Origin of the sequence: Acinetobacter sp. ANC 4218 (assembly GCF_002135245.1) — a bacterium.
Classification (GTDB): domain Bacteria; phylum Pseudomonadota; class Gammaproteobacteria; order Pseudomonadales; family Moraxellaceae; genus Acinetobacter.
The window spans coordinates 44,962-67,307 of record NZ_NEGD01000003.1 but is presented as its reverse complement, the minus strand read 5'-3'; the positions used below and the strand labels follow the sequence as shown (position 1 = coordinate 67,307).

At 42.3% G+C, this 22,346-nt stretch carries 28 protein-coding genes; all 28 read left to right on the top strand.

Annotation, left to right across the window (positions count from 1 at the left end; genetic code table 11):
• Nucleotides 1–45 precede the first annotated feature (45 nt).
• The 28 genes from B9T38_RS03570 (at nt 46) to pyrF (ending at nt 22,287) form a co-directional block, all read left to right on the top strand.
• The gene (locus B9T38_RS03570; RefSeq protein WP_086195490.1) at nt 46–1,059 is read left to right on the top strand and encodes an aminoglycoside phosphotransferase family protein; all 1,014 of its coding nucleotides are present in this window, start codon (nt 46–48) and stop codon (nt 1,057–1,059) included.
• On the top strand, nt 1,060–1,749 hold the full coding sequence (gene murU / locus B9T38_RS03565) for an N-acetylmuramate alpha-1-phosphate uridylyltransferase MurU (protein ID WP_086195489.1): 690 nt from the start codon (nt 1,060–1,062) through the stop codon (nt 1,747–1,749).
• Between the two features lie 84 nt (nt 1,750–1,833).
• A complete protein-coding gene (gene rsmG / locus B9T38_RS03560; protein ID WP_086195488.1) occupies nt 1,834–2,466 on the top strand; it encodes a 16S rRNA (guanine(527)-N(7))-methyltransferase RsmG in 633 nt (210 codons plus the stop codon).
• Nucleotides 2,467–2,490: 24 nt separating this feature from the next.
• Nucleotides 2,491–3,273 carry a ParA family protein gene (locus tag B9T38_RS03555; protein WP_086195487.1) on the top strand — a complete coding sequence of 261 codons (783 nt, stop codon included), beginning with the start codon at nt 2,491–2,493 and terminating at the stop codon, nt 3,271–3,273.
• Nucleotides 3,270–4,157 (top strand): ParB/RepB/Spo0J family partition protein, encoded by an 888-nt coding sequence (locus B9T38_RS03550; RefSeq protein ID WP_086195486.1) that lies wholly within the window; start codon nt 3,270–3,272, stop codon nt 4,155–4,157. The genes B9T38_RS03555 and B9T38_RS03550 overlap by 4 nt, the downstream gene beginning before the upstream one ends.
• A gap of 28 nt (nt 4,158–4,185) precedes the next feature.
• Nucleotides 4,186–4,824 carry a MotA/TolQ/ExbB proton channel family protein gene (locus B9T38_RS03545; protein WP_086195485.1) on the top strand — a complete coding sequence of 213 codons (639 nt, stop codon included), beginning with the start codon at nt 4,186–4,188 and terminating at the stop codon, nt 4,822–4,824.
• 11 nt (nt 4,825–4,835) lie between these two features.
• Complete coding sequence (locus tag B9T38_RS03540; RefSeq protein WP_086195484.1) at nt 4,836–5,261, top strand: ExbD/TolR family protein; 426 nt, start codon at nt 4,836–4,838, stop codon at nt 5,259–5,261.
• Entirely contained in the window at nt 5,258–6,985 is a 1,728-nt protein-coding gene (msbA, locus tag B9T38_RS03535) for a lipid A export permease/ATP-binding protein MsbA (protein ID WP_086195483.1), read from the top strand. The genes B9T38_RS03540 and msbA overlap by 4 nt, the downstream gene beginning before the upstream one ends.
• A gap of 3 nt (nt 6,986–6,988) precedes the next feature.
• On the top strand, nt 6,989–7,996 hold the full coding sequence (gene lpxK / locus B9T38_RS03530; RefSeq protein WP_086195482.1) for a tetraacyldisaccharide 4'-kinase: 1,008 nt from the start codon (nt 6,989–6,991) through the stop codon (nt 7,994–7,996).
• Nucleotides 7,997–8,008: 12 nt separating this feature from the next.
• The gene (gene kdsB / locus B9T38_RS03525; protein ID WP_086195481.1) at nt 8,009–8,770 is read left to right on the top strand and encodes a 3-deoxy-manno-octulosonate cytidylyltransferase; all 762 of its coding nucleotides are present in this window, start codon (nt 8,009–8,011) and stop codon (nt 8,768–8,770) included.
• Nucleotides 8,771–8,783: 13 nt separating this feature from the next.
• Nucleotides 8,784–9,767 (top strand): DNA polymerase III delta subunit-related protein, encoded by a 984-nt coding sequence (locus tag B9T38_RS03520; RefSeq protein ID WP_086195480.1) that lies wholly within the window; start codon nt 8,784–8,786, stop codon nt 9,765–9,767.
• Between the two features lie 21 nt (nt 9,768–9,788).
• Nucleotides 9,789–10,130 carry a PilZ domain-containing protein gene (locus B9T38_RS03515; protein ID WP_086195479.1) on the top strand — a complete coding sequence of 114 codons (342 nt, stop codon included), beginning with the start codon at nt 9,789–9,791 and terminating at the stop codon, nt 10,128–10,130.
• A 26-nt stretch (nt 10,131–10,156) separates the two neighbouring features.
• Entirely contained in the window at nt 10,157–10,930 is a 774-nt protein-coding gene (locus B9T38_RS03510; RefSeq protein ID WP_086195478.1) for a TatD family hydrolase, read from the top strand.
• Between the two features lie 45 nt (nt 10,931–10,975).
• Nucleotides 10,976–11,590: a TetR/AcrR family transcriptional regulator gene (locus tag B9T38_RS03505; RefSeq protein WP_086195477.1), complete on the top strand. Its 615-nt coding sequence runs from the start codon at nt 10,976–10,978 to the stop codon at nt 11,588–11,590.
• A gap of 9 nt (nt 11,591–11,599) precedes the next feature.
• Nucleotides 11,600–12,160 carry a type II secretion system protein gene (locus B9T38_RS03500; RefSeq protein WP_086195476.1) on the top strand — a complete coding sequence of 187 codons (561 nt, stop codon included), beginning with the start codon at nt 11,600–11,602 and terminating at the stop codon, nt 12,158–12,160.
• A 166-nt stretch (nt 12,161–12,326) separates the two neighbouring features.
• Nucleotides 12,327–12,722, top strand: a complete 396-nt coding sequence (gene gspI, locus B9T38_RS03495) for a type II secretion system minor pseudopilin GspI (RefSeq protein ID WP_286086726.1) — start codon at nt 12,327–12,329, stop codon at nt 12,720–12,722.
• A complete protein-coding gene (gspJ, locus tag B9T38_RS03490; RefSeq protein WP_086195475.1) occupies nt 12,719–13,402 on the top strand; it encodes a type II secretion system minor pseudopilin GspJ in 684 nt (227 codons plus the stop codon). The genes gspI and gspJ overlap by 4 nt, the downstream gene beginning before the upstream one ends.
• A gap of 18 nt (nt 13,403–13,420) precedes the next feature.
• Nucleotides 13,421–14,368 (top strand): type II secretion system minor pseudopilin GspK, encoded by a 948-nt coding sequence (gspK, locus tag B9T38_RS03485; protein WP_171263170.1) that lies wholly within the window; start codon nt 13,421–13,423, stop codon nt 14,366–14,368.
• Between the two features lie 172 nt (nt 14,369–14,540).
• Nucleotides 14,541–15,137 (top strand): 6-pyruvoyl trahydropterin synthase family protein, encoded by a 597-nt coding sequence (locus B9T38_RS03480; protein ID WP_086195474.1) that lies wholly within the window; start codon nt 14,541–14,543, stop codon nt 15,135–15,137.
• A 46-nt stretch (nt 15,138–15,183) separates the two neighbouring features.
• Nucleotides 15,184–15,897, top strand: coding sequence for a uracil-DNA glycosylase (gene ung / locus B9T38_RS03475; RefSeq protein WP_086195473.1), 714 nt, complete (start codon nt 15,184–15,186; stop codon nt 15,895–15,897).
• Nucleotides 15,894–17,018 (top strand): enoyl-CoA hydratase/isomerase family protein, encoded by a 1,125-nt coding sequence (locus B9T38_RS03470; RefSeq protein ID WP_086195472.1) that lies wholly within the window; start codon nt 15,894–15,896, stop codon nt 17,016–17,018. Before ung ends, B9T38_RS03470 begins: the two co-directional genes overlap by 4 nt.
• 4 nt (nt 17,019–17,022) lie before the next feature.
• Nucleotides 17,023–17,544 (top strand): tRNA adenosine(34) deaminase TadA, encoded by a 522-nt coding sequence (gene tadA / locus B9T38_RS03465; protein ID WP_086195471.1) that lies wholly within the window; start codon nt 17,023–17,025, stop codon nt 17,542–17,544.
• Nucleotides 17,545–17,602: 58 nt separating this feature from the next.
• On the top strand, nt 17,603–18,034 hold the full coding sequence (locus tag B9T38_RS03460; protein WP_086195470.1) for an SRPBCC family protein: 432 nt from the start codon (nt 17,603–17,605) through the stop codon (nt 18,032–18,034).
• 17 nt (nt 18,035–18,051) lie between these two features.
• Nucleotides 18,052–18,735, top strand: a complete 684-nt coding sequence (cmk, locus tag B9T38_RS03455; protein ID WP_086195469.1) for a (d)CMP kinase — start codon at nt 18,052–18,054, stop codon at nt 18,733–18,735.
• A 106-nt stretch (nt 18,736–18,841) separates the two neighbouring features.
• A complete protein-coding gene (gene rpsA, locus B9T38_RS03450) occupies nt 18,842–20,518 on the top strand; it encodes a 30S ribosomal protein S1 (protein ID WP_086195468.1) in 1,677 nt (558 codons plus the stop codon).
• Between the two features lie 160 nt (nt 20,519–20,678).
• Complete coding sequence (locus tag B9T38_RS03445) at nt 20,679–20,981, top strand: integration host factor subunit beta (RefSeq protein ID WP_086195467.1); 303 nt, start codon at nt 20,679–20,681, stop codon at nt 20,979–20,981.
• A gap of 21 nt (nt 20,982–21,002) precedes the next feature.
• Nucleotides 21,003–21,368, top strand: a complete 366-nt coding sequence (locus B9T38_RS03440) for a lipopolysaccharide assembly protein LapA domain-containing protein (RefSeq protein ID WP_086195466.1) — start codon at nt 21,003–21,005, stop codon at nt 21,366–21,368.
• A 238-nt stretch (nt 21,369–21,606) separates the two neighbouring features.
• Complete coding sequence (gene pyrF, locus B9T38_RS03435) at nt 21,607–22,287, top strand: orotidine-5'-phosphate decarboxylase (RefSeq protein ID WP_086195465.1); 681 nt, start codon at nt 21,607–21,609, stop codon at nt 22,285–22,287.
• The last annotated feature ends 59 nt before the right edge of the window (nt 22,288–22,346 follow it).

Genomic DNA, 22,346 nt, shown 5'->3' with positions numbered 1-22,346 from the left:
CACTTAGCACTTTAAAAACTCAGCCTGTATTAGAATTTATCGCAAATGAATACACAACGTGAACAATTGATACAAACATGGATTACATCTGTACTTGGTTCAGATCAATTTGAGACGCATTTTTTGGCAGGCGATGCAAGCTTCCGTCGTTATGCACGAATCAAATTGAATAATAAAACATTTATGCTCATGGATGCACCACCAGAAAAAGAAGATTGTGGGCCTTTTGTGACGATCGATGAATTTTTTGATAATAATGGTGTGCGTGTGCCGCATATTGTTGCCAAAGACCTAGAGTTGGGCTTCTTGCTACTGGAAGATTTTGGTGATGTCTTACTTTCGACTTTGCTGAATGAGCAAACTGTAGATGCTTATTATGCGCAAAGTTTTAAACAGCTGATTCAATTACAAGCCATTGATGGGACAAATCATTTTCCAAATTATTCTTATGAAAAACTGATTTCTGAAATGGAACTGTTGACCGACTGGATGTTGCCGTCATTGCAGATTCAGCCAACAGCAGAAGAAAGTGCCTTAATTAAACGAACCTTTGCCATTTTAGCCAACGCGGCTTTGGCCCAACCGCAAGTCATTGTACATCGCGACTTCCATAGCCGTAACCTGATGAAAATTGCAGGCGAAACCGATCTGGGGGTGATTGACTTTCAGGATGCTGTGATTGGCGCAGATACCTATGACCTGATTTCAATTACCCGCGATGCCTATGTGCAATGGAATGCTGACCGTGTTTATACATGGTTTAAAACCTTCTATGATCTGTTGCCTGAATCGGCAAAACAGGACCGTGATTTTGAGCAGTTTAAAAAAGATGCCGACATGATGGCGATTCAGCGTCATATCAAAATTTTGGGTATTTTTGTGCGTCTGTTTGAGCGTGATGGAAAATCAGGTTATCTCAAAGATTTACCGCGCGTGATGTGGTATTTACTGGAAGAAAGTCAGCCTTATGCAGAACTGCAACCCTTTATGCAGTTTATTCAAACTCAGGTGATGCCGAAATTTGAAGCCAAATATGGTCGTTATGAGGTTGCTGCATAAATGAAAGCCATGATTCTTGCTGCGGGGCTGGGTAACCGCATGCGTCCACTAACCCTGCATACGCCAAAACCCTTGCTGGAAGTGGGTGGCAAACCGCTTATTGTTTGGCATATTGAAAAACTGCAAAGTATTGGTGTCACTGAAATTGTCATCAATACGGCCTGGTTGGGCGAAAAACTGGCCTCAGCTTTGGGAGATGGTGCCCAGTTTGGCGTCAATATCTTGTGGTCACATGAAGGTGAAGGACTGGAAACTGCGGGGGGGATTATTAATGCCTTACCGCTTTTGGGTGAAGAACCTTTTATCCTGGTCAATGGTGATGTCTGGACCACCATGGATTTTGCGACCTTATTTGATGTGAAATTGCAGGACGATCTTGCTCATCTGGTGTTTGTTGATAATCCGGCTCAACATCCCAAAGGTGACTTTATCCTTGCTGATGGCCGAGCTTATACTTTTGATCAAGCACAGCAAGGTGAAGCACTGACCTATAGTGGCGTTGCAGTGATTCATCCTGCGATGTTTGCAGGCCTGGAAAATGGTAAACGACCACTAGCACCTTTATTAAAGCAAGCGATGCTTGAACAGCAAATTTCTGCATCCAAAATGCAGGGTGTCTGGGTAGATGTTGGCACTCCCGAGCGATTAAATGTACTGGATCAACAAATTAAGCAAGGCTTGTACGATTAAGTGCATATTCACTAAGCACAAGCTACTGTGACTTGTTGTATAAATCGGTATACTTCCATTAACTTTTCGAGACGTTATTTGTATATGCACCAGTTTTTCAAAGAACTTAAGCAGGGTAGTCAAGCTTTGGGTTTGGAGCTTAGCGATGAGGCTTTAAATTTATTACTCAAATACCAGGATGCTTTGGTACTGTGGAATAAAGCATATAACTTGACCGCGATTCGTGATCCGAAAGAGATGCTGGTCAAGCATCTGCTGGATAGCTTGAGTATTTTGAAAGATTTGCCTCCAGGCCGCTTGCTGGATATCGGAACTGGTGGAGGTATGCCAGGCATGATCATTGCATTATGCCAGCCTGAACGTCAGTGTGTGTTGCTAGACTCGAACGGTAAAAAAATCCGTTTCCTGAAACAGTTTATTGCCGATTTAAAACTACAAAATGTTATTGCTGTACAGACGCGCGTCGAAAACGAAGAAAGCATTCAGGAACTGGGTCAGTTCGATGTCATTACCAGTCGGGCATTTGCCTCTTTAACCGATTTTGTCACTGCTTCTAAACCTTTTATGCATGCGCACAGTATTATTGCATCGATGAAAGGATTAATCCCTGCGGATGAAGTAGAGGCTTTAAAAAATGAATTCAGTTTTGAGATTATTGAACTGAAAGTTCCGCGTTTAGACGAACAACGTCACTTGCTTTTATTGAAACATATTTAATTTTTTCGAAGGATTGGGGTCACCATGGCACAAATTATTGCGATTGCGAACCAAAAAGGTGGCGTAGGTAAAACCACAACCGCAGTAAATTTGGCAGCATCGTTAGCTGTTTTGAAAAAGCGCGTTTTACTTGTGGATATGGATTCACAAGGCAATGCCACGATGGGGTCCGGGATCCAGAAAAACGATCTTCTATATTCGGTTACTGATGTGTTGTTGGGTGAAGTTCCGATTGAGACTGCAATTACCAAAGCAGAAGTCGGTTATAAAGTTCTCGGGGCTAACCGCGATTTGGCGGGTGTAGAGCTGGCGATTGCCGAACAGGATGGCCGCGAATATATTTTGCGTGAAGCATTGCAAGAAATTGAATCTTCTTTTGATTATATTATTGTTGACTGTGCGCCCAGCTTAAGTCTGATTACGGTGAATGCTTTGGCAGCAGTGCAGGGCGTCATGATTCCGATGCAATGTGAATACTATGCTCTGGAAGGTTTAGCGGATTTAACCCAAACCATTGACCGTATTCAGCAAGCCCTAAATCCGGATCTGCAAATCGTGGGCGTTTTGCGCACTATGTACGATGCACGTAATGCTTTAACCCGTGATGTTTCAGAAGAGCTGGAGCAGTATTTTGGTAAAAAACTCTACGATACGGTGATTCCGCGTAATGTACGTTTAGCTGAAGCTCCTGCACATGGTTTGCCGATTATCTATTTTGAAAAAAGCTCCAAGGGTGCAGTTGCTTACCTGAATCTGGCAGCTGAAATGTTAAAGAAAAGTAAAGTAAAAAAAGGAAGTAACGCATGACCACAAAAAAACGCGGATTAGCAAAAGGTCGTGGTCTGGATGCCTTGCTTGGCTCAATCCAGAAAGAAAAATTACAAATGGAAGCTCAAGCGTTAGACCATGGTCAGCTGAAACAGATTAATGTCCATTTACTCAAGCGCGGTGAATATCAACCGCGACGTTTTATTCATGAGCAAGATCTTCAGGAGCTGGCAGCATCGATTGAAAAGCATGGGGTGATGCAGCCGATTGTGATTCGTCCAATTGATGATGAAAAGCATCCCTATGAAATTATTGCCGGTGAGCGTCGTTGGCGCGCAGCACAACTGGCGGGTTTGACAGAAGTTCCGGCAATTGTTCGTGACTTGAATGATCAGGTTGCCATTGCCTTGGCATTGATTGAAAATATTCAACGTCAGGATTTAAACCCGATCGATCAGGCGATGGCCTTACAGCGTTTTCATGAAGAATTTGGTTTAAGTCATCAGGAAATTGCCGATACTGTCGGTAAGGCGCGTACTACAGTCAGTAACTTATTGCGTTTACTGACACTGGCTGAATCGGTAAAAGACTTCATGCAGCAAGGTTTGCTGGATATGGGACATGCGCGTGCTATTCTGACTTTAAAGGCTAAAGATCAGCTTAAGGTTGCAGAGCATGTGATTGAGAAAAGTTTATCTGTACGCCAAACCGAACAACTGGTGCGCGACTTGAATACGCCAAAACAAGAAAAACCGAAAGCTGAAATTGCACCCGATATTCAGCAACTGACACAGCGGCTGGCAGAGCGTTTCAGCGCAGATGTGAAAATTGATCATAATAAACAAGGCAAGGGGAAACTTGTCATTCAATACCATTCACTTGATGAATTGGATGGGATATTAAATATCTGCTTTGCAGAATAATTTTTAAAATTTTTATTGGGGAAAACATATGTGGGAATTAGTTAAGGCGGGTGGGTGGCTCATGCTTCCCCTTGTTTTATGTTCAATTTTTACTCTGGCGATTACGATTGAACGCTTTATTCGCTTAAAAAAATCAATGATTTTGCCTAAGGCATTGTTGCTAAACTCTGCGCAAAATACTGATGCAGTTATCCAGCAGTTACAGCAGGATAAAGCCTTGCAAAGCAGTACTTTGGGGCGCATTTTTATGGCGGGTTACCAAAGTAAAAATCAAAATGAACAATTTGCCCGTGCACAAATGGAAACCACTGCTTCCCAAGAAATTGGTTATCTGGAAAAAAACATCAACTTCTTGGGAACCTTAAGTGCGGTAGCACCATTATTGGGTTTGTTGGGTACCGTACTGGGCATTATCGAATCCTTCTTGGTGATTGATTTAGGCACCAATAGCAATCCTACTTTAATGATTCCTGGTATTTCCAAAGCGTTGATTACCACGGCAGCAGGGATGTTTATTGCCATTCCTGCACTGTTTGCCTATCGCTTTTTTCAGCGTTTAGTACAAGAATATATTGCAGAGCTTGAGCAGCAATCGACCTTATTTCATGCAGCACTTTTCTATCAAAATTCTACAGATCAAGAACAAGATATTAGAAAAGCAGGTTAAGGTGGTGAAAAATGAAATTCAAACGCACACAAGTTGAAGATATTCATATTAATTTAACCCCCATGATTGACTGCTTGCTGTTTATCCTGGTTTTTTTACTGTTATCTACCACGTTCAACCAGTTTAGCCGCATGAATTTAACCTTGCCTGATGCGCAAGGCGTGCCCCCTAAACAGTATGATCATAAAATTGAAGTAGTAGTGGATGCTTCTGGTCACTATTCCATTAATGGACAATCAATTGCCAGCAAAGATGTTGTAGATTTAAGTACTGCAATTAAACAGATTTCCAATGATCGATGTGATTTAATGTTTGTTATTGCTGCGGATGCCAAGGCAACGCATCAGGATGTAATTCGTGTGATGGATGTAGCAGGACAGTTAGGTTTTGTTAACGTCAATATTAGTACCAAAGTTCCGTCTAGGGGTTATGAGTGAAGCAGGATTTTAAAGTCTATCTACGTCTTTTGGGCTATCTGAAGCCTTTTTGGGGTGTAGCGATACTGGTTTTTATCGGTTTTGCAATTAGTGCGGCAACGGAAGTATCTATTGCAAAATTACTGGAAAAAATTATTACCGCTATCCAGAATCGAGATCAAGGCTTTACTTCTATATTTCCTTTTCTGGTTATTTTATTGATGTTCTTTCGCGGTTTAGGTTCCTTTGTTGGGGGCTATTATACCGCAGTCATCTCTCGGAATTTGGTATTTAATATTCGTCAGGAAGTTTTTGCCAAACTGCTTAAGCTTCCATCGCAATATTATCTGGATAATACCAGCGGGCATATCACCGCTAAAATCATGTATAACGTGGAGCAATTAACGGCTGCTTCATCTGAATCTCTAAAAACCATTGTACAACAAGGTCTGATTACCCTCGGATTGTTAGGGTATCTGCTATATAGCAATTGGCGACTTACTTTTATTATTCTGATTTTTGCTCCACTGATGGGGTTGCTGGTTCGTCAAGCCTCAAAACGCATGCGTAAATTATCCCTGCAAGTTCAGGATACTATGGGTGATGTTAACCATGTGGTACAGGAAACGGTGAATGGGAATTTAATTGTTAAAGGTTTTGGCGGACAAGACTACGAACAAACGCGTTTCCGTGACAATTCGCTGGAAAATTTAAGACGCGGTTTAAAAATGGTGGTGGTACAGCAACTGAATAGCCCGATTGTACAGTTGATTATGTCGATCGCCATGGCAATTATTATCTGGATTGCGTTACGACCAGAAATTTTACGTGATACCAGCGCGGGTGAATTCGTTGCTTATATTACTGCAGCAGGGATGTTGAGCAAGCCAATTAAAGCTTTAACCGATGTCAATGAAAAATTACAACGTGGCATGGCCGCAGCACATTCCGTTTTTGAGTTGCTGGATTTGTCGGAAGAGCAAAATACCGGTACGGCTACGCCAATGCTGAAAGGCAATATCCAATTTCAGCAGGCTAATTTAATTTATCCAGATGGTCATCATGCGATTCATGATTTTAACCTTGACGTCAAGGCGGGTGAAACCATTGCCTTGGTGGGGCGTTCAGGAGCAGGTAAGACTTCTCTGGTCAATTTGCTGGTACGTTTTCAGGAGTTGAGTTCAGGCAATATTTATTTAGACCAGTATGCCATCCAAGAGCTGGAAATTAATACTTTACGTACACAAATTGCCATGGTGAACCAGCAGGTGGTGTTGTTTAATCGCACTGTACGTGAAAATATTGCCTACGGGCAGCTTGAAAATGCCACTGATGCAGAAATTATTGCAGCTGCAAAAGCTGCCTATGCACATGATTTTATTATGGCTTTGCCACAAGGTTATGATACGCAACTTGGCGCACAAGGCCTGAATCTTTCAGGTGGACAGCGCCAGCGTATTGCCATTGCACGTGCCATTTTGAAAAATGCACCAATCCTGATTCTGGATGAAGCCACCAGTGCACTGGATAATGAATCAGAGTATTTTATCCAGAAAGCATTTGATGCAGCCATGCAAGACCGGACAACGATTGTGATTGCCCATCGTTTATCAACCATTGAAAATGCAGATCGCATTGTGGTAATGGACAACGGTAGAATTGTCGAGCAGGGTACGCACGCAGAATTGATAGCCCAACATGGGGCTTACTATCAGCTGCATCAGCGTAATTTCGAGGAAAATTGATCTATGTCATTTGCACAATTTATTCAAGATGCTTGGAATAGACAGGCCAAGTGGTTGATTGTGCTTAGACCTTTGTCATGGATTTATCGTGGTGGTTTTTTACTGAATAAAAAACTGTACCAATGTGGCGTTAAAACCAGCTATCAATCGCCAGTTCCGGTGATGGTGATTGGCAATATTACCGTTGGTGGCAGCGGTAAAACACCATTGCTGATTCAGCTGGTCAATTATCTACAAAGTCAAAATGTTCGTGTCGGTGTCATCAGTCGCGGTTACGGTGGAAAAGGACCTTTTCCTGCTTATGTGGATTTGGAGTCAGTTCCTGAAGTGGCAGGGGATGAACCCTGTCTGATTGTGCAGTCTACCGGTGTGCCCATGGTAGTGGGATCAAACCGGCAGCATAGTATCGAATATCTGTTGTCCAGACATGAGCTGGATTTAATTATCAGTGATGATGGTTTGCAACACTGGGCTTTAGCACGACAAATTGAGTGGATTGTGCTGGATCAGAGTCGTGGTCTGGGTAATCAGAAGTTATTGCCTGAAGGATATTTACGCGAACCGCCAAGCCGCTTAACCACAGCAACCGTTATTGAGCATGCCAGTCAGCCAAATTCTGCGCTGAATATGCATTTAGAAATTGCTGCGCCTTATTTGCTTAATGATGCGGTAGATGAAAGATCTTTTAATCCGACGGATAATTTTTATGCCGTGGTTGGTATCGGTTTTCCACAGCGTTTTTACAGCACTTTAGATTCCATGGGGATTCATCAGTTTCAGTGCCATGAATTTCCTGATCACTATGATTATGAAATTACGGATCTGCAGTTTGAAGATAACAATCCCATTATTACCACGGAAAAAGATGCAGTAAAACTGCTGCCATTATTAAAGCAAAATCCAAATTTTAAACGGGAAATCTGGGTGGTTCCTGTTGAAGCAGTGCTTTCGCCACAGTGCTATGATGTTTTGCATCAACAGTTACAGCAACTCGGTATTCAAATTTCTTAAGGTTCATTGTTTATGAAACATATTGTTATTCCAGCACGTTTTGCAAGTTCCCGTTTGCCGGGCAAGCCGCTATTGGAAATTCACGGTCGTCCAATGATTCTACGTGTAGTGGATCAGGCAAAAAAGGTGGCTGGTTTTGATGATTTATGTGTTGCAACCGATGATGAGCGTATTGCAGAAGTTTGCCGTGCAGAAGGCGTGGATGTTGTTATTACAAGTGCAGATCATCCTTCTGGTACCGACCGTTTAAGTGAAGTTGCCCGCATTAAAGGCTGGGACAGCGAAGACATTATTGTCAATGTACAAGGTGATGAACCTCTGCTTCCGGCTCAATTGGTGCAGCAGGTGGCGCAATTACTGGAATCACAACCTGAATCTTCCATGTCGACACTCTGTGAGCCGATTCATAGTCTGGAAGAGTTTCAGCGCGACAGTATTGTAAAAGTGGTTATGTCCAAATATAACCAGGCTTTGTATTTTAGCCGTGCCACGATTCCTTATGACCGTGATGGTGCCAAACAAGAAGTTCAGCAATTACATCAGCAGGCATACCGTCATTTGGGGCTGTACGCTTACCGTGTGAATTTGCTGCAAGAATATGTGTCCTGGGATATGGGTGAGCTGGAAAAACTGGAAAGTCTGGAACAATTACGTGTACTGGAAAATGGTCACCGTATTGCCATTGCCGTTGCAGAAGCCAACTTGCCACCGGGTGTCGATACACAGGCAGATTTAGACCGTTTAAATCAGATGGATGTTTCTTGCTTCGAATAAGGTGGACTCCTCCATGCAAAATAATGTTGCGGCACAAGTCTACCCATGGCAGCAAACGGTTTGGGAGACCTTGACCGGACGCTTTCCCAAACTGGGGCATGGCCTACTTTTTTATGGTAAAAAAGGCTGTGGCAAGGAAGCTTTTGCACAATATTTTTTGGCTTGGGTGCTATGTGCCAATCGTCATGAAAATAATGCCCCTTGTGGTGAATGTGGCAGTTGTTTGTGGTTAAAGTCTGATACCCATCCCAACTATGTTCATATCAGCACAGATGAAGACAATAAAAAGCAGAATGCCAAAATCAGGATTGAAAAAATCCGTGATTTATTGCCCTTTGTGCAGCAAACTGTAGATGGCTGGCGTGTGATTGTGATTGAACCGGCAGAAGCTTTAAATATCGCCTCTGCCAATGCATTACTCAAAACCTTGGAAGAGCCGGGTGATCGGGTAGTGATTATTTTACTGGCTGATCATTACTTAAAACTTCCAGCCACGATTCGTAGCCGCTTGCAGCATTTTGCGCTGGACCGTATTTCTTCTTCGCAAGCAGATGCGTATTTAACCGAGCATTTACCCAATTTAGATCAAATGCAAAAACAACTGTTGATGAATTTATCTAATCAGATGCCATTACAGGCGATGCAGCTGGCTGAAACGGAATGGTTAAATAAGCGACAAGAATTTTTAACGGATTGGCAAAAACTGGTCACGCAAAAAAATATGCCGATGGCGATCGCGACCAAGTGGAATAAAGTCTTAAATTTTAGTGACTTTGCGCAAATGTTTGAATACTTGTTGTCAGATTTAATTTGTGTCAAGCTCAGTCAGCAAGTTAAAAATTCCGATCTTGATTTGAGTGTATTATCCGAACAATATACCTTGGAATTTTTATTTGCGGTTTATTCTGATTTGCAGCAAGCTAAACAATATATTGAGCAAAATGTACAAAGCAATTTAGTGCTTGATCAATTGTGTATAAAACTAATGAACATTTAAATATTTTTAAGGGGAATAAAAATGCAACCACGTATGGGCGGTATTATTCATGCCAATATCCCGGATATAGAAACTCTGTATGCCAGCTATATGCCTTATGTTATCGGTGGAGGATTGTTTATTCCGACCAAACAGCCGGTTAAGCTTGGTGAAGAAGTGTTTGTGCTGGCAACCTTACCCGAACAATCACAGAAAATTCCTTTAACAGGCAAGGTCATCTGGGTCTCCCAAAAACAAAATGGCATCAAATTACAAGGTTTTGGTATGCAATTGACCGGAGAAAAAGGCGTTTATTACAAATCAGAAGCTGAAAAGTTGCTTACAGGCCTTAAGTCTGAAGGTCGAACTAGTTACACTATGTAGATATTTAAAAGATTTAGGAAATCACTGTGTTTGTAGATACTCACTGCCATTTAACCATGCTGGATCTAACGCCTTATGATGGCAATCTGGACTTGGCATTAGCTCAGGCGCGTGAAGCAGGGGTATTCAAATTCATGACGATCTCTGTTGATCTGGATGACCATATCGAGCTGGCTAAAATTGCCTCACGCCATGCTGATGTAGGTTACAGTGTCGGTGTTCATCCCTGTGAAGATCCCGAAACTATGGCGCGTGCAACTACAGATTATCTGATTGAACTGGCACAGCCTGAAAAGGTCTGGGCGATTGGTGAAACCGGCCTGGATTATTTTCATAGCACCGATTTTATTGATGAACAAAAAGAATGTTTTGCCCGCCATATTCATGCCTCACAGGCAGTAAAAAAACCGGTGGTGGTGCATACCCGTGCAGCGAAACACGATACAGTCGATATCATTCGGGCTGAAAAATCCACGCATGGTATTTTGCACTGTTTTACTGAAGACTGGGAAACCGCAAAAGCTGTGCTGGATTGTGGTTATTATGTGTCATTTTCCGGAATTGTCTCTTTTAAAAATGCGCAGGATTTACGTGATGTGGCCAAGCAGGTTCCACTAGATCGGGTGCTGATTGAAACCGATAGTCCTTATCTGGCACCGATGCCATATAGAGGAAAATCTAATGAACCAAAATACGTGCCTTATGTAGCCAAAGCCCTAAGTGATGTATATGATAAGTCTGTTGAGGAAATTGCTTTCATTACAATGCAAAACTTTGAAAACCTCCTTAATTTAAAGTAAATAAATTAAATTGATATAAGCGCAGAAGAGAATTACAGAGTGAAGATGGATCGTCAGGCTCAGTTTCGAGCAAGAGAAGCGTTAATTTTTCAGGTTGCAGAGCAGTTGCTGTTAGAAAATGGCGAATCAGGGATGACACTGGATGCGTTGGCAGCAGAACTCGATTTGGCGAAGGGAACTCTATATAAGCATTTCCAGAGTAAAGATGAACTGTACATGCTTCTGATTATTCGTAATGAGAACATGTTGCTCGAGATGATTAAGGATGCAGAGAAGGCTTTTCCCGAGCATCTGGCATTCTTTATGTTGCATCATTTACATCATCCTGAGCGCACGGTACTGTTCCATCAAATTGAAGAACGTTTGTCTACGACCGGTATTGGGATTAATCTACTATTTAGTGAACTGTATCAGGTGAGAAAACAGCGTTTACGGATTATTATCCGTATGACTGAAAGCTATCTGGAAAGTATTCAAAGCAGCATGTCGACACGCGATTATCTGGCCTCTATTTGGGCCCTAACTCATGGTGCTGCGGCTATTCTAAATTCCAGTTTTTACCAGCGTTATTTGGGTTCACGTGACACATTGCGCGTAGCCTATATTGATCAGGCACTGGCAATGCCAAAACAGGTCAGTTCTGCGGAACAGTTTGCTTAAAGGTATGCTATGAAGCCAATCCGACCATTATCAGTTCGTGGTTTTACCTTAATCGAGTTGATGGTGGTCATTGTGATTATGGCAATCATGGCTTCTTTAATTTTGACCAATATTAACGGGGTAGACCAGCGTAAAGCGATGCAGGCACGGGAAGTGTTTATTATGGATTTACGCAGGATTAACCGTGAAGCCAATGATCAGGCGCGCATTTTCGCCCTAGATGTGCACAGCGCGACAGATGTATCACCATTCCGTTACGGGGTGGTTGAATACATCATTCCTTCCATTCAAACCGTAGCCCCGCAAATTGTTGAAGAAAACAAAAAATGGCAACCATATGCGGAATTTGCTCAAAGGGCTTTACCCGAGCATGTTTCTTTTAGCATCACTTCACTCGATCATGCTTATGAAAATGCCAATAATGAGGATTTATTGAATTCGAATGCACCGCAGCTGTTGTGGCTGGGCAATGGTGAGACCAAGCCGGTACGAATTCAATTTTATTTTGAACAGCGTCCGATTGGCGAAGAAATCGAGATTGATCATCTGGGTAAAATCAATGCAAGCTAGATACTCCAGGCATAGCTCTTACTTATGTGTAGCATCGAAACAGCAGTTTATTTATTGCTGCTCCTCAAGCACAGCTTTCGGACTTTCTTGCGAGGAAGCACCTCTCAGGTCGAGTATTACTCGACTTAATCTTCACTCCGAGCATAGCTCTTTGTCTTGCGCAGCGGTGAAACAGCGTTTCACTCATCGCTGCTCAGGTTTTACGCTACTGGAAGTCATGGTTGCTTTGGCGATTTTTGCCACTGCTGCAATTGCTTTTACCAAAGTGGCGATGCAATACACCCAGGCAACATCCAATGCCATTTTAAGAACCAAGGCGCAATTCGTGGCCTTGAATGAAGTCGCCGTGATGGAAATCAATCAGGAATGGTTGCAGGGAACCCAATCCAAACAGGTCACCCAGCAAGGTGAAACCTGGCAAATTGACAAATCTGCACAATCGACCATTAGTCCGAATGTACAACGCATAGAAGTACAGGTCAGTTTGTTTAATGTGGAAACTGGCAAGGTTGAATCAGGAGTGACGCATTTGGTTTTCTTCAACCCGAAGGCCAAAGCATGAAAAAGCAGACTGCAAAAAATAAAAAAGGTTTCACTTTGGTTGAACTTTTGGTGGCAATTGCCATCTTTAGTGTGCTTTCCGCGTTGGGCTGGAAAGTCTTTGATTATTTAATTAAAGTCAAAGACCGTAATGCTGAACATGAGATCAATTTGGGTCAGTTGCAGGAAGCCTACCAGCAGATTCTGCGTGACACCGTTCAGGTTGTGCCACTGAATGCCAATATCAATGGCGATATTCAGCCTGCTTTGGTTTTGCAAAATGGTCGATTTAATTTTAGTAAAACCGGGGTCACTGATCCTTTACAGCAAGGTATTTCTCCGGATGAGCGTGTGGAATATCAATATCGTGCCGATGAAAAGAAACTGTACCGACTGAAATACCGTAATTTAAACAGTACAGGGCGGGATCAGCCTGAATCCAGTGTGCTGTTAAATGATGTTGACCAGTTTCAAATTGTGGTGTTGAATCCGAATGAACTCAATGCATGGCCAGAGGGTCAGGTAGATTTAAACGATGTCACGCAAAAACAGATCTTGCCGAAGGGCATTAAAATTAAACTGACCGTCAAAGATGTGTCCTATGAGTGGATTTTCAGTTTATTAAATACCGATTATTTAAAACAGCAAACTGGCACTTCAAATAACAATGCAAATAGCGATACAAATAACTCTACATTATAAGGTTTGGTCCAATTGAACATAAAGCCGCAACAGGGTGTTGCCTTAATTACGATTTTGGTCATGGTGGCATTAGCCACCATCCTGGTTGCGACCATTGCCAAAAGACAAGCCAATACAGCTGAAAATACGGCATATTTGATGCGCCAAAATCAATCCTTGCTATATGCCAAAAGTGCTGAAGCCTTTTTTTCAGAGCTTTTGGTCGATGATGCTGAAAATGCGGGTGCTATTGATCATTTACAGGAAAACTGGGCCAAACCGATGCCGGCTTTTCCTGTAGAGGACGGTTTTATTGCGGGCACTTTAGAGGATCAATCAGGCAAATTTAATTTAAACAGCTTGGTGAATATGGATGGTACGTCCAATCCTCAGGCAAAAGTATGGTTTGAAAAACTGCTGCTACGTGTGGGATTACCTGAAAAGTTAAGTGAGGCAGTGATTGACTGGCAAGATGCCGATAATGAAACCATTGGCTCGATGGGTGCAGAAGCCAGTTATTATCAGGGATTGGCACAAGGTTATTTACCGGCAAACAGTAAATTCCATAATGTGGAAGAACTGAAACTGGTACGTGGCTTTGAGGGGAAAAAATATCAGCAAATTGCTGATTATGTCAGTGCTGTTCCAACCATGGATAGCAAGATAAACATTAATACAGCTCCGGCGATGCTGTTGGCCAGTCTTGATCCTAAGCTGGATATCAAAGTGGTGCAGCAGGTTTTACAACAGCGCCAAGCCAAGTTGGAGCATTTTTCCAGTGTGAATGAGTTATGGGGCATCGAACCTTTTAGTCAGGTCAGTGCCGAAGTGAGAAGTGAAGCAAACAATCTGTTAGATGTAAAATCTGCGTATTTTAAAGCCAAAATTGAAGTGCAGCTCGGTGGACGTAAACGCCAGTTCAGTAGTGATCTGGTACGAAAAGATAAGTCGGTGTATATCGCATCTCGCAGCATGGCTCCATTCTAATCAGATCCCGAGATATGATGAAAAATGAGAAACACATCCATTCAACTGCATGTGTTTCTTCAATGCTATTGAACAGTAAAATTAATGTTCAGAATTTCACTTTTGCTTTATAACTTTCACTTTTGCTTTATAATCAAATTTAATTCACAGATTTTTGATTGCATCACGGCACATGTTAATTCGTAAGTTATTTAAGTTTGAAAATGCTCATATTGTGCGAAACTGCACATCGGATCGCTGTAAGCGTTCGATTCATGGTCATAGCTATAAAGTGGAATTGTTGCTTAAAGCGTCCAAGCTTGATCATGGTCAAATGGTCTATGATTTCGGATTATTAAAAGGCGTAATCAAAGATATTTTTGACAGTTTTGATCATGCGATCTGCTTCTGGCAATATGATGATGCTGAATATATAGCCGCTTGCAAAAAATTTAGTGCCCGCTGGGTATCTTTACCTGTTTCACCTTCTGCAGAACAGTTCTCACGCATTTTCTTCTATCTGGCACAACAGGTGCTTGCATCGACCATTACCCAAAATGGGGAAGGCGACGTAGAGATTTATTCGGTGATTGTGCATGAAACCGATACCGGTTATGCGCAAAGCTTTATTGAAGATATTGAAAATGAACAAATGGGTGTGCTCAGTCTTGACCAGATTGTATTTTCTGAACAGGTCCAAGCGGAATGGGCAGATCCTGGAATGTATGAAAAATTACAACAAGGCATTAAATTCCAGAATCCAGCGGTCGATCTTCAAGTACAAATTTGAAGAAAATGAAAAAAGTTTGGGCTGGTCAAAAAATTAGGAAGCAAGTATGTCTTTAACGGAACAACAGCAAGCTAAACTCGATAAAATCCAGTTGGATGCAAGTTGGAAAAATGCATTGAGCGATTTTTTGCTCAGTGCCAAAATGGATGATCTAAAACAGTTCTTGCTGACTGAAAAACATGCCGATAAAATTATATATCCCCCTAATTCACTCATTTTTAATGCCTTAAATACAACACCTTTCAACCGTGTTAAAGTCGTTATTCTGGGTCAGGATCCTTATCATGGGCCCAATCAGGCACATGGATTAAGTTTTTCAGTACAAAGAGGGGTTGCATTACCGCCATCTTTACGTAATATTTTCCATGAATTAAATACTGATCTGGGTATTCCTGTTCCCAAGCATGGTGATTTAACCCGTTGGGCTGAACAAGGTGTGTTATTGCTCAATGCGGTATTGACTGTTGAAGCAGGACAGCCGACATCACACCAAAAACGTGGATGGGAGGATTTTACTGATCATGTGATTGATGCTTTAAATGAGCAGTGTGAACATATCGTATTTATCCTTTGGGGAGCCTATGCACAACGTAAAGGACAACGTATTGATCAAAATAAACACCTGGTATTGAAAGCTGCACATCCTTCTCCTTTGTCAGCAAATCGTGGTGGTTTTTTTGGTTGTAAAGTATTTTCAAAAGCAAATAATTATCTGAAACAAAATGGCATTGAGCCGATCAATTGGCAGCTGGACGCATGACACAATCTCCTGAACTAAAAAGTTATCATCCTGATCTGATTGTAGAGGAAGCAATCAACGGCTGGCGCATTGTTCGCCTGAACCGGCCGAAATCTCTACATGCCCTAGATGAATCTATCGTTACTGCACTCTTAGAAGTGTTCCAAGATTTTCACCATGATGATGCGGTAAAAGCGATCTGGCTGGATTCGACCACCCCGAAGGCTTTCTGTGCTGGTGGTGATGTCCGTAAACTTCGTCAGTTGGTCATTAATGATGAAGTTGCAACCGCAAACAAATTCTTTGAACAAGAATATGCGCTAGATTTATTGCTGCATAACTATGCCAAGCCAGTACTGGTTTGGGGTGAAGGTTATGTGATGGGTGGTGGTCTGGGCCTGTTTATGGCTGCACCATTCCGTCTGGTGACGCCTTATTCGCGTTTGGCAATGCCTGAAATTAATATCGGCTTGTATCCGGATGTCGGTGCGACACGCTTCTTGGCCGATCGAGGCGCGATTGGTCTGTTTACTGGTTTAACCGGTTCCATTATGACCTCTGCCGGTGCATATGGGATTGGCTGGGCAACTCATATTTGTGATGCGCAGCGTGATAATGTGCTGGACAAAGTGCTGAATATTGATTGGGGACATTATCCTGCAGGGGATTTTCGTGCCATTGATGATACTTTAAATAGTATGCACCGTCCGGTAGGTCCCGGACCTTTACAAAATTCACTGGATGTCATTCATAGCGTTTGCCGTGGGGTGAACTTTGAACATGACTATGAATCTATTATTGGCCTGAGTGATGCACGCAGTGATTGGCTTCGTCAAGCGAGTGAAAATTTGCAAAAAGGTTCGCCTACTACAGCAGCATTAACCTGGTTATTATGGCAGTGGGGCAAGCGTGTTCATTCTTGGAATGAAGTTTTTGAGCTTGAAACGCAAATCTCCAACTGGAAGATTCGTCACCCTGATTTCGTCGAAGGTGTACGGGCGCGTCTGGTTGATAAAGACCTGTCTCCGGAATGGATAAAAGGCAGTGATTTCTCTTTAAAAACCATCTTGTCTGACTGTCCGCCTGTGACCAATATTCAAAGCTGGAATGATCTGTTGAAGCATTACGGTATCATCAGTTAAGCAGATGACTGATGCTACACAATTGACTGACGAATACTGGATGCAGTTTGCGTATGAGCAGGCTGCTATTGCCGCTTCAAAACAGGAGATTCCTGTGGGTGCAGTCATCGTCAGTCAAAATCAGATTATTGGCGCAGGACATAATGCACCCATTTCTTTAAATGATCCCACGGCTCATGCTGAGGTTCAGGCTTTACGCCAAGCCTGTACAAATCTGAATAACTACCGATTACCTGAAGACGCGGTACTTTATGTGACTTTAGAGCCGTGTACCATGTGTGTTGGGGCTTTGATTCATGCACGGGTCTCCAAGGTCGTGTTTGGTGCAACTGAACCGAAAGCAGGTTCCTTAATTAGCATGCGTCGATTATTTGAAACCGGTTACTACAATCATGTTTTCGAGTATGAGGCAGGGTGTATGCAAGAACAGTGTTCCCAGCAGCTCAGCAATTTTTTCAAGATGCGCCGTGAGCAAAAAAAATTGCAGAAGTTACAAGAAAAATCTCTAAATAATCAAAATCATTAATTAAAATCATATAAACTATAATGACAATGAGTATTGTCAATAAAAATCAGGATAAGTCATGAATTCTATTCAAGTAAAAAAAGAATTTAACGCACCCATCGATCAGGTTTTTGATTTGCTATCAAAGCATGCCACCTACAATGTGGCTTTTGCACCGATTCAGGTTGAACGGATTAAAGACTCCAATGATCCTGAGCGTCCGGATGGTGTGGGCTCGGTACGCCGTATGGGTTTTGGTCCCGTCAAGCCTTTACGGGAACAGATTACCTTGCTGGAACCGAATCAGCGTATCGAATACCAGATTGTGAAAAACCCTTTGGTGAAACACCATTTAGGCATTATCGAGTTTGAGGCTAAAGATGATGACAAAACCTTGGTCACCTATACCATTGAATTGCAGGCACGTGCACCTTTTATCAGTAAATTAATCCTTGCACAGCTTAAATCTGCGATTAAACTAGGTTTTTCGAAATTAGCTAAAACTGTATAGGGTAAAGTGGAAAATTAATGACAGTTCAAATTATTACCATAGATGGGCCGAGTGGTTCCGGGAAAGGCACACTTGCGGCTAAACTGGCAGCACATTATCAATTTCATCTGCTTGATTCGGGTGCTCTATATCGTCTGCTCGGGCTGTCATTACATCAACAGGATTTACTCGATTGCCTGGATTCTGAACTGGAGCAATGCGTAAAAATTGCAACAAATTTAGACATAAAGTTTGTTACAACTGAGTCAGGTACGGTGGTCCAGCTTGATGGTGAAGACGTTACTCAAACCATTCGTACTGAACGAGTAGGAGAGTTTGCTTCAAAAGTTGCGGTAGTTCCTGAACTTAGAGCGGCGCTATTGGAGCGTCAACGTGCATTTGCACAAGCCCCGGGGCTGGTTGCAGATGGTAGAGATATGGCAACGTCCATTTTCCCTGAGGCGCAAGCCAAGATTTATCTGACTGCATCGGCTGAATCCCGAGCGGAGCGACGAGTAAAGCAGTTGCAGGGGATGGGGCTAGATGTTAAAATGAACGACATTTTAGCTAATATACAAGCTCGAGACAAAAGAGATATGGAGCGCACGGTCGCCCCACTCAAACCGGCAGCAGATGCATATATTATTGATAGTTCAGAATTGAATATCGATGAAGTATTCAAATTGATGACCCATTTTGTCGACAAGCAGTTAGCCAATTAACGAATTTTCAGCAAAAGCATAGCTAGATCAGTTTATTACGGACTATGTGGAAGCTTAATTAAACCGGCCTTGTCTGATCCAAGACCGCTGACTTATCAGGTATATCATGACCGAATCTTTTGCAGCCCTCTTTGAAGAAAGCGAATTAAACCTCAACGTTGAAAAGGGTGCAGTCATCCAAGGCGTTGTAGTAAATATCGACTCTGACTGGGTAACAGTTGACACTGGCCTTAAATCAGAAGGTATTGTTGACCGCGCTGAATTCTTAAACGACCAACGTGAACTTGAAGTTCAAGTTGGCGATACTGTTGATGTTGTTGTTGAAGCTCTTGACAACGGTATGGGTCAAACAGTTTTATCACGTGAAAAAGCGAAACGTGCTGAAACTTGGACTAAACTTGAAAAAATCTTTGAAGACGGCGAAATCGTTACTGGTGTTATCTCTGGTAAAGTTAAAGGTGGTTTCACTGTTGACATCGGTCCAGTTCGTGCGTTCTTGCCAGGTTCTTTGGTAGACACTCGTCCTATCCGTGATACAACTCACCTTGAAGGCAAAGAGTTAGAATTCAAAGTAATCAAACTTGATGCTAAACGTAACAACGTTGTTGTATCTCGTCGTGCTGTTATGGAAGCTGAATCTTCAGCTGACCGTGAAGCTCTTCTTGCTCAGCTTGAAGAAGGCCAAACAGTTACTGGTACTATCAAGAACCTTACTGATTACGGCGCGTTCGTTGATCTTGGTGGTATCGATGGTCTTCTTCACATCACTGACATGGCTTGGAAACGTATCAAGCACCCTTCAGAAGTTGTTGAAGTTGGACAAGAAGTTACTGTTAAAGTACTTAAATTCGACCGCGAACGTAACCGCGTATCTTTAGGCCTTAAACAATTAGGCGAAGATCCATGGTTAGCGATCATGAACCGTTACCCTAAAGGTTCTATCGTTAAAGCGCGCGTAACTAACCTGACTGACTACGGTTGCTTCGCTGAAATCGCTGAAGGCGTTGAAGGTTTAGTACACGTTTCAGAAATGGACCACACAAACAAAAACATCCACCCATCTAAAGTTGTTCAGATTGGTGACGAAGTTGATGTTATGGTTCTTGAAGTGGACGAAGAACGTCGTCGTATTTCTTTGGGTATCAAACAAACTCGTGCTAACCCATGGGAAGAGTTTGCTAAAGACCACGACAAAGGCGAAAAAGTTTCAGGTACGATCAAATCAATCACTGATTTCGGTATCTTCATCGGTTTACCAGGCGGTATCGATGGTCTAGTTCACTTGTCTGACATCTCTTGGAACGAACAAGGCGAAGAAGCGATTCGTCGTTACAAGAAAGGTGACACTGTTGAAGCAGTTATCCTGTCTGTAGATGCTGAAGGTAACCGTATCAGCCTTGGTATCAAACAAATGAACAGCGATCCGTTCAACGATTTCTTGGCTGCTAACGAACGCGGTGCGCTTGTTAAAGGTACTGTAACTGCAGTTGACGCTCGTGGCGCTACTGTTAAGTTAGCTGACGAAGTTGAAGCGACTCTTAAAGCATCTGAAATCAACCGCGACCGCGTTGAAGATGCAACTAAGTTCCTTGAAGTTGGTCAAGAAGTTGAAGCTAAGATTATCAATGTAGACCGTAAATCTCGCTCTATCAACTTGTCTATCAAAGCGAAAGACGAAGCTGAAGAGAAAGAAGCGGTTGCTAACTTGAAAACAGCTGCAGCTGGTCAAGACAATGGTCCTAAGACTATTGGTGATTTGATCAAAGCTCAAATGGGTAACTAAGTAGATGTTAAAATGTATTGTTAATGTAAATTAACTAATACTTTTTACACAAATACTGTAAACGGTAGCGTAGTATTAACTTATTACGCTACCGTTTTGTATTTAAACAGGTTATTATCGTTTCATCTACAAAGTAGCTTGATAATTAAAGAGGTCGCAGATGACTACTGAAGCACTGAATAAGTCTGACTTAATAGAGCGAATTTCCCTAAAAAATCCACACTTGGCAGAACCTTTGGTTGAAGAAGCTGTTAAGATTATGATTGATCAAATGATAGCCGCATTATCATCTGATAATCGTATTGAAATCCGGGGTTTTGGCAGTTTTGCTTTGCATCACCGTGATCCACGTGTGGGGCGTAATCCTAAAACAGGTCGATCTGTTGAAGTAGCTGCGAAAGCAGTTCCGCATTTTAAACCTGGCAAAGCATTGCGTGATGCAGTAAACGAATCGGTACAGTAATAAAAAATTTATGGGGTGTTTATGCGTTACATTTTAGTCGCATTGCTCATTGTACTTTTTGGCTATTCATTGGCTCTTGTGCTGCAAAATGGTACTGAACTTTCAGTTGACCTATTGTTTACACAGGTACCGGCAATGCGTTTAGGTTTATTGCTGTTATTAACCTTGGCATTAGGTGTGGCATTGGGTTTGTTGTTAGGGGTACAAATTTTCCGGGTATTTCAAAATAATTGGGAAATTAAGCGACTACGTAAAGACATCGAACATCTTCGAAAAGAACAAATACAGGCTGCACAACTGGCAGCAGCTGAGGCAGCAGCTCATAGCAGACATGAAAAAACAGTTTTAGACATTCATTCGAATGATCGTTCGTCTAATCCCTTGTAGTGCTGTGTGTTAACGATAATGTTTGGGTTTTAGCCAGCCAGCTTGAAACCGAAACATTGAATAAATTTTGGGACACCCTAAAGTAAATGCTTTAGGGTGTTTTTTATTTTTTACAAGCTAACCTTATAAGGAAAATTTAAAGCAATAACGTCAATCAACTAATTTTTTATCACTTTGTTAAACCTTGGAATACCTTTTATAATAAGCTTTCTTTTTTGTCTGAGCGAAGGTAAGTCTCTTGAGTATCATTGTTGCACTGGATGCTAAAAGCCAATATGACGCATTAACGATTGCAGAGCAGTTAGACCCTGCATTATGTCGGGTGAAAGTTGGTAAAGAGCTATTTACTCATGAAGGCCCAAATGTGGTAAAGGCATTACATGACAAGGGTTTTGAAGTTTTCCTGGACTTGAAGTTTCATGATATTCCCAATACTACGGCTCAAGCCGTATGTGCAGCAGCAGACCTAGGTGTTTGGATGGTGAATGTGCATGCATCAGGTGGCCGTAAGATGATGGAAACCTGTGTAGAGCGCTTAAAAGCGGGTAACTATAATACGCAGCTGATTGCAGTGACTGTGCTGACTTCAATGGGGCGTGAAGATTTAAAAGATATTGGTTTAGATGTTGAACCATTTGAACAAGTGCAACGTCTTGCAAAACTCACTCAGGAAAGTGGTCTGGATGGGGTAGTCTGTTCTGCTCAGGAAGCCAAAATGCTGCGTGAAACTTTAGGACAGGGCTTTGCTTTAGTCACTCCGGGCATTCGTCCGGCGGGTGCTGCGGCAGATGACCAAAAACGTATTGTCACACCTAAGCAAGCCATGCTGGATGGTTCTACACATTTGGTGATTGGACGACCAATTACCAAGTCGGACAATCCACGTCAAATGCTAAAAGATATTTTGGCGACCTTGTAACTTTACACCCTCTCCCTTGCGGAGCAGTGCTCCTCATCTCCCAAAGGGAGAGAGAACGT

Coding starts and splice junctions, on each gene's coding strand:
- B9T38_RS03505 (WP_086195477.1), top strand. CDS start 10,976: ATGGATCGTCAGGCTCAGTTTCGAGCAAGAGAAGCGTTAATTTTTCAG.
- B9T38_RS03470 (WP_086195472.1), top strand. CDS start 15,894: ATGACACAATCTCCTGAACTAAAAAGTTATCATCCTGATCTGATTGTA.
- B9T38_RS03570 (WP_086195490.1), top strand. CDS start 46: ATGAATACACAACGTGAACAATTGATACAAACATGGATTACATCTGTA.
- B9T38_RS03550 (WP_086195486.1), top strand. CDS start 3,270: ATGACCACAAAAAAACGCGGATTAGCAAAAGGTCGTGGTCTGGATGCC.
- rpsA (WP_086195468.1), top strand. CDS start 18,842: ATGACCGAATCTTTTGCAGCCCTCTTTGAAGAAAGCGAATTAAACCTC.
- gspJ (WP_086195475.1), top strand. CDS start 12,719: ATGAAAAAGCAGACTGCAAAAAATAAAAAAGGTTTCACTTTGGTTGAA.
- B9T38_RS03440 (WP_086195466.1), top strand. CDS start 21,003: ATGCGTTACATTTTAGTCGCATTGCTCATTGTACTTTTTGGCTATTCA.
- tadA (WP_086195471.1), top strand. CDS start 17,023: ATGACTGATGCTACACAATTGACTGACGAATACTGGATGCAGTTTGCG.
- B9T38_RS03555 (WP_086195487.1), top strand. CDS start 2,491: ATGGCACAAATTATTGCGATTGCGAACCAAAAAGGTGGCGTAGGTAAA.
- B9T38_RS03515 (WP_086195479.1), top strand. CDS start 9,789: ATGCAACCACGTATGGGCGGTATTATTCATGCCAATATCCCGGATATA.
- B9T38_RS03480 (WP_086195474.1), top strand. CDS start 14,541: ATGTTAATTCGTAAGTTATTTAAGTTTGAAAATGCTCATATTGTGCGA.
- ung (WP_086195473.1), top strand. CDS start 15,184: ATGTCTTTAACGGAACAACAGCAAGCTAAACTCGATAAAATCCAGTTG.
- rsmG (WP_086195488.1), top strand. CDS start 1,834: ATGCACCAGTTTTTCAAAGAACTTAAGCAGGGTAGTCAAGCTTTGGGT.
- B9T38_RS03500 (WP_086195476.1), top strand. CDS start 11,600: ATGAAGCCAATCCGACCATTATCAGTTCGTGGTTTTACCTTAATCGAG.
- kdsB (WP_086195481.1), top strand. CDS start 8,009: ATGAAACATATTGTTATTCCAGCACGTTTTGCAAGTTCCCGTTTGCCG.
- B9T38_RS03445 (WP_086195467.1), top strand. CDS start 20,679: ATGACTACTGAAGCACTGAATAAGTCTGACTTAATAGAGCGAATTTCC.
- lpxK (WP_086195482.1), top strand. CDS start 6,989: ATGTCATTTGCACAATTTATTCAAGATGCTTGGAATAGACAGGCCAAG.
- B9T38_RS03520 (WP_086195480.1), top strand. CDS start 8,784: ATGCAAAATAATGTTGCGGCACAAGTCTACCCATGGCAGCAAACGGTT.
- B9T38_RS03545 (WP_086195485.1), top strand. CDS start 4,186: ATGTGGGAATTAGTTAAGGCGGGTGGGTGGCTCATGCTTCCCCTTGTT.
- B9T38_RS03540 (WP_086195484.1), top strand. CDS start 4,836: ATGAAATTCAAACGCACACAAGTTGAAGATATTCATATTAATTTAACC.
- murU (WP_086195489.1), top strand. CDS start 1,060: ATGAAAGCCATGATTCTTGCTGCGGGGCTGGGTAACCGCATGCGTCCA.
- B9T38_RS03460 (WP_086195470.1), top strand. CDS start 17,603: ATGAATTCTATTCAAGTAAAAAAAGAATTTAACGCACCCATCGATCAG.
- cmk (WP_086195469.1), top strand. CDS start 18,052: ATGACAGTTCAAATTATTACCATAGATGGGCCGAGTGGTTCCGGGAAA.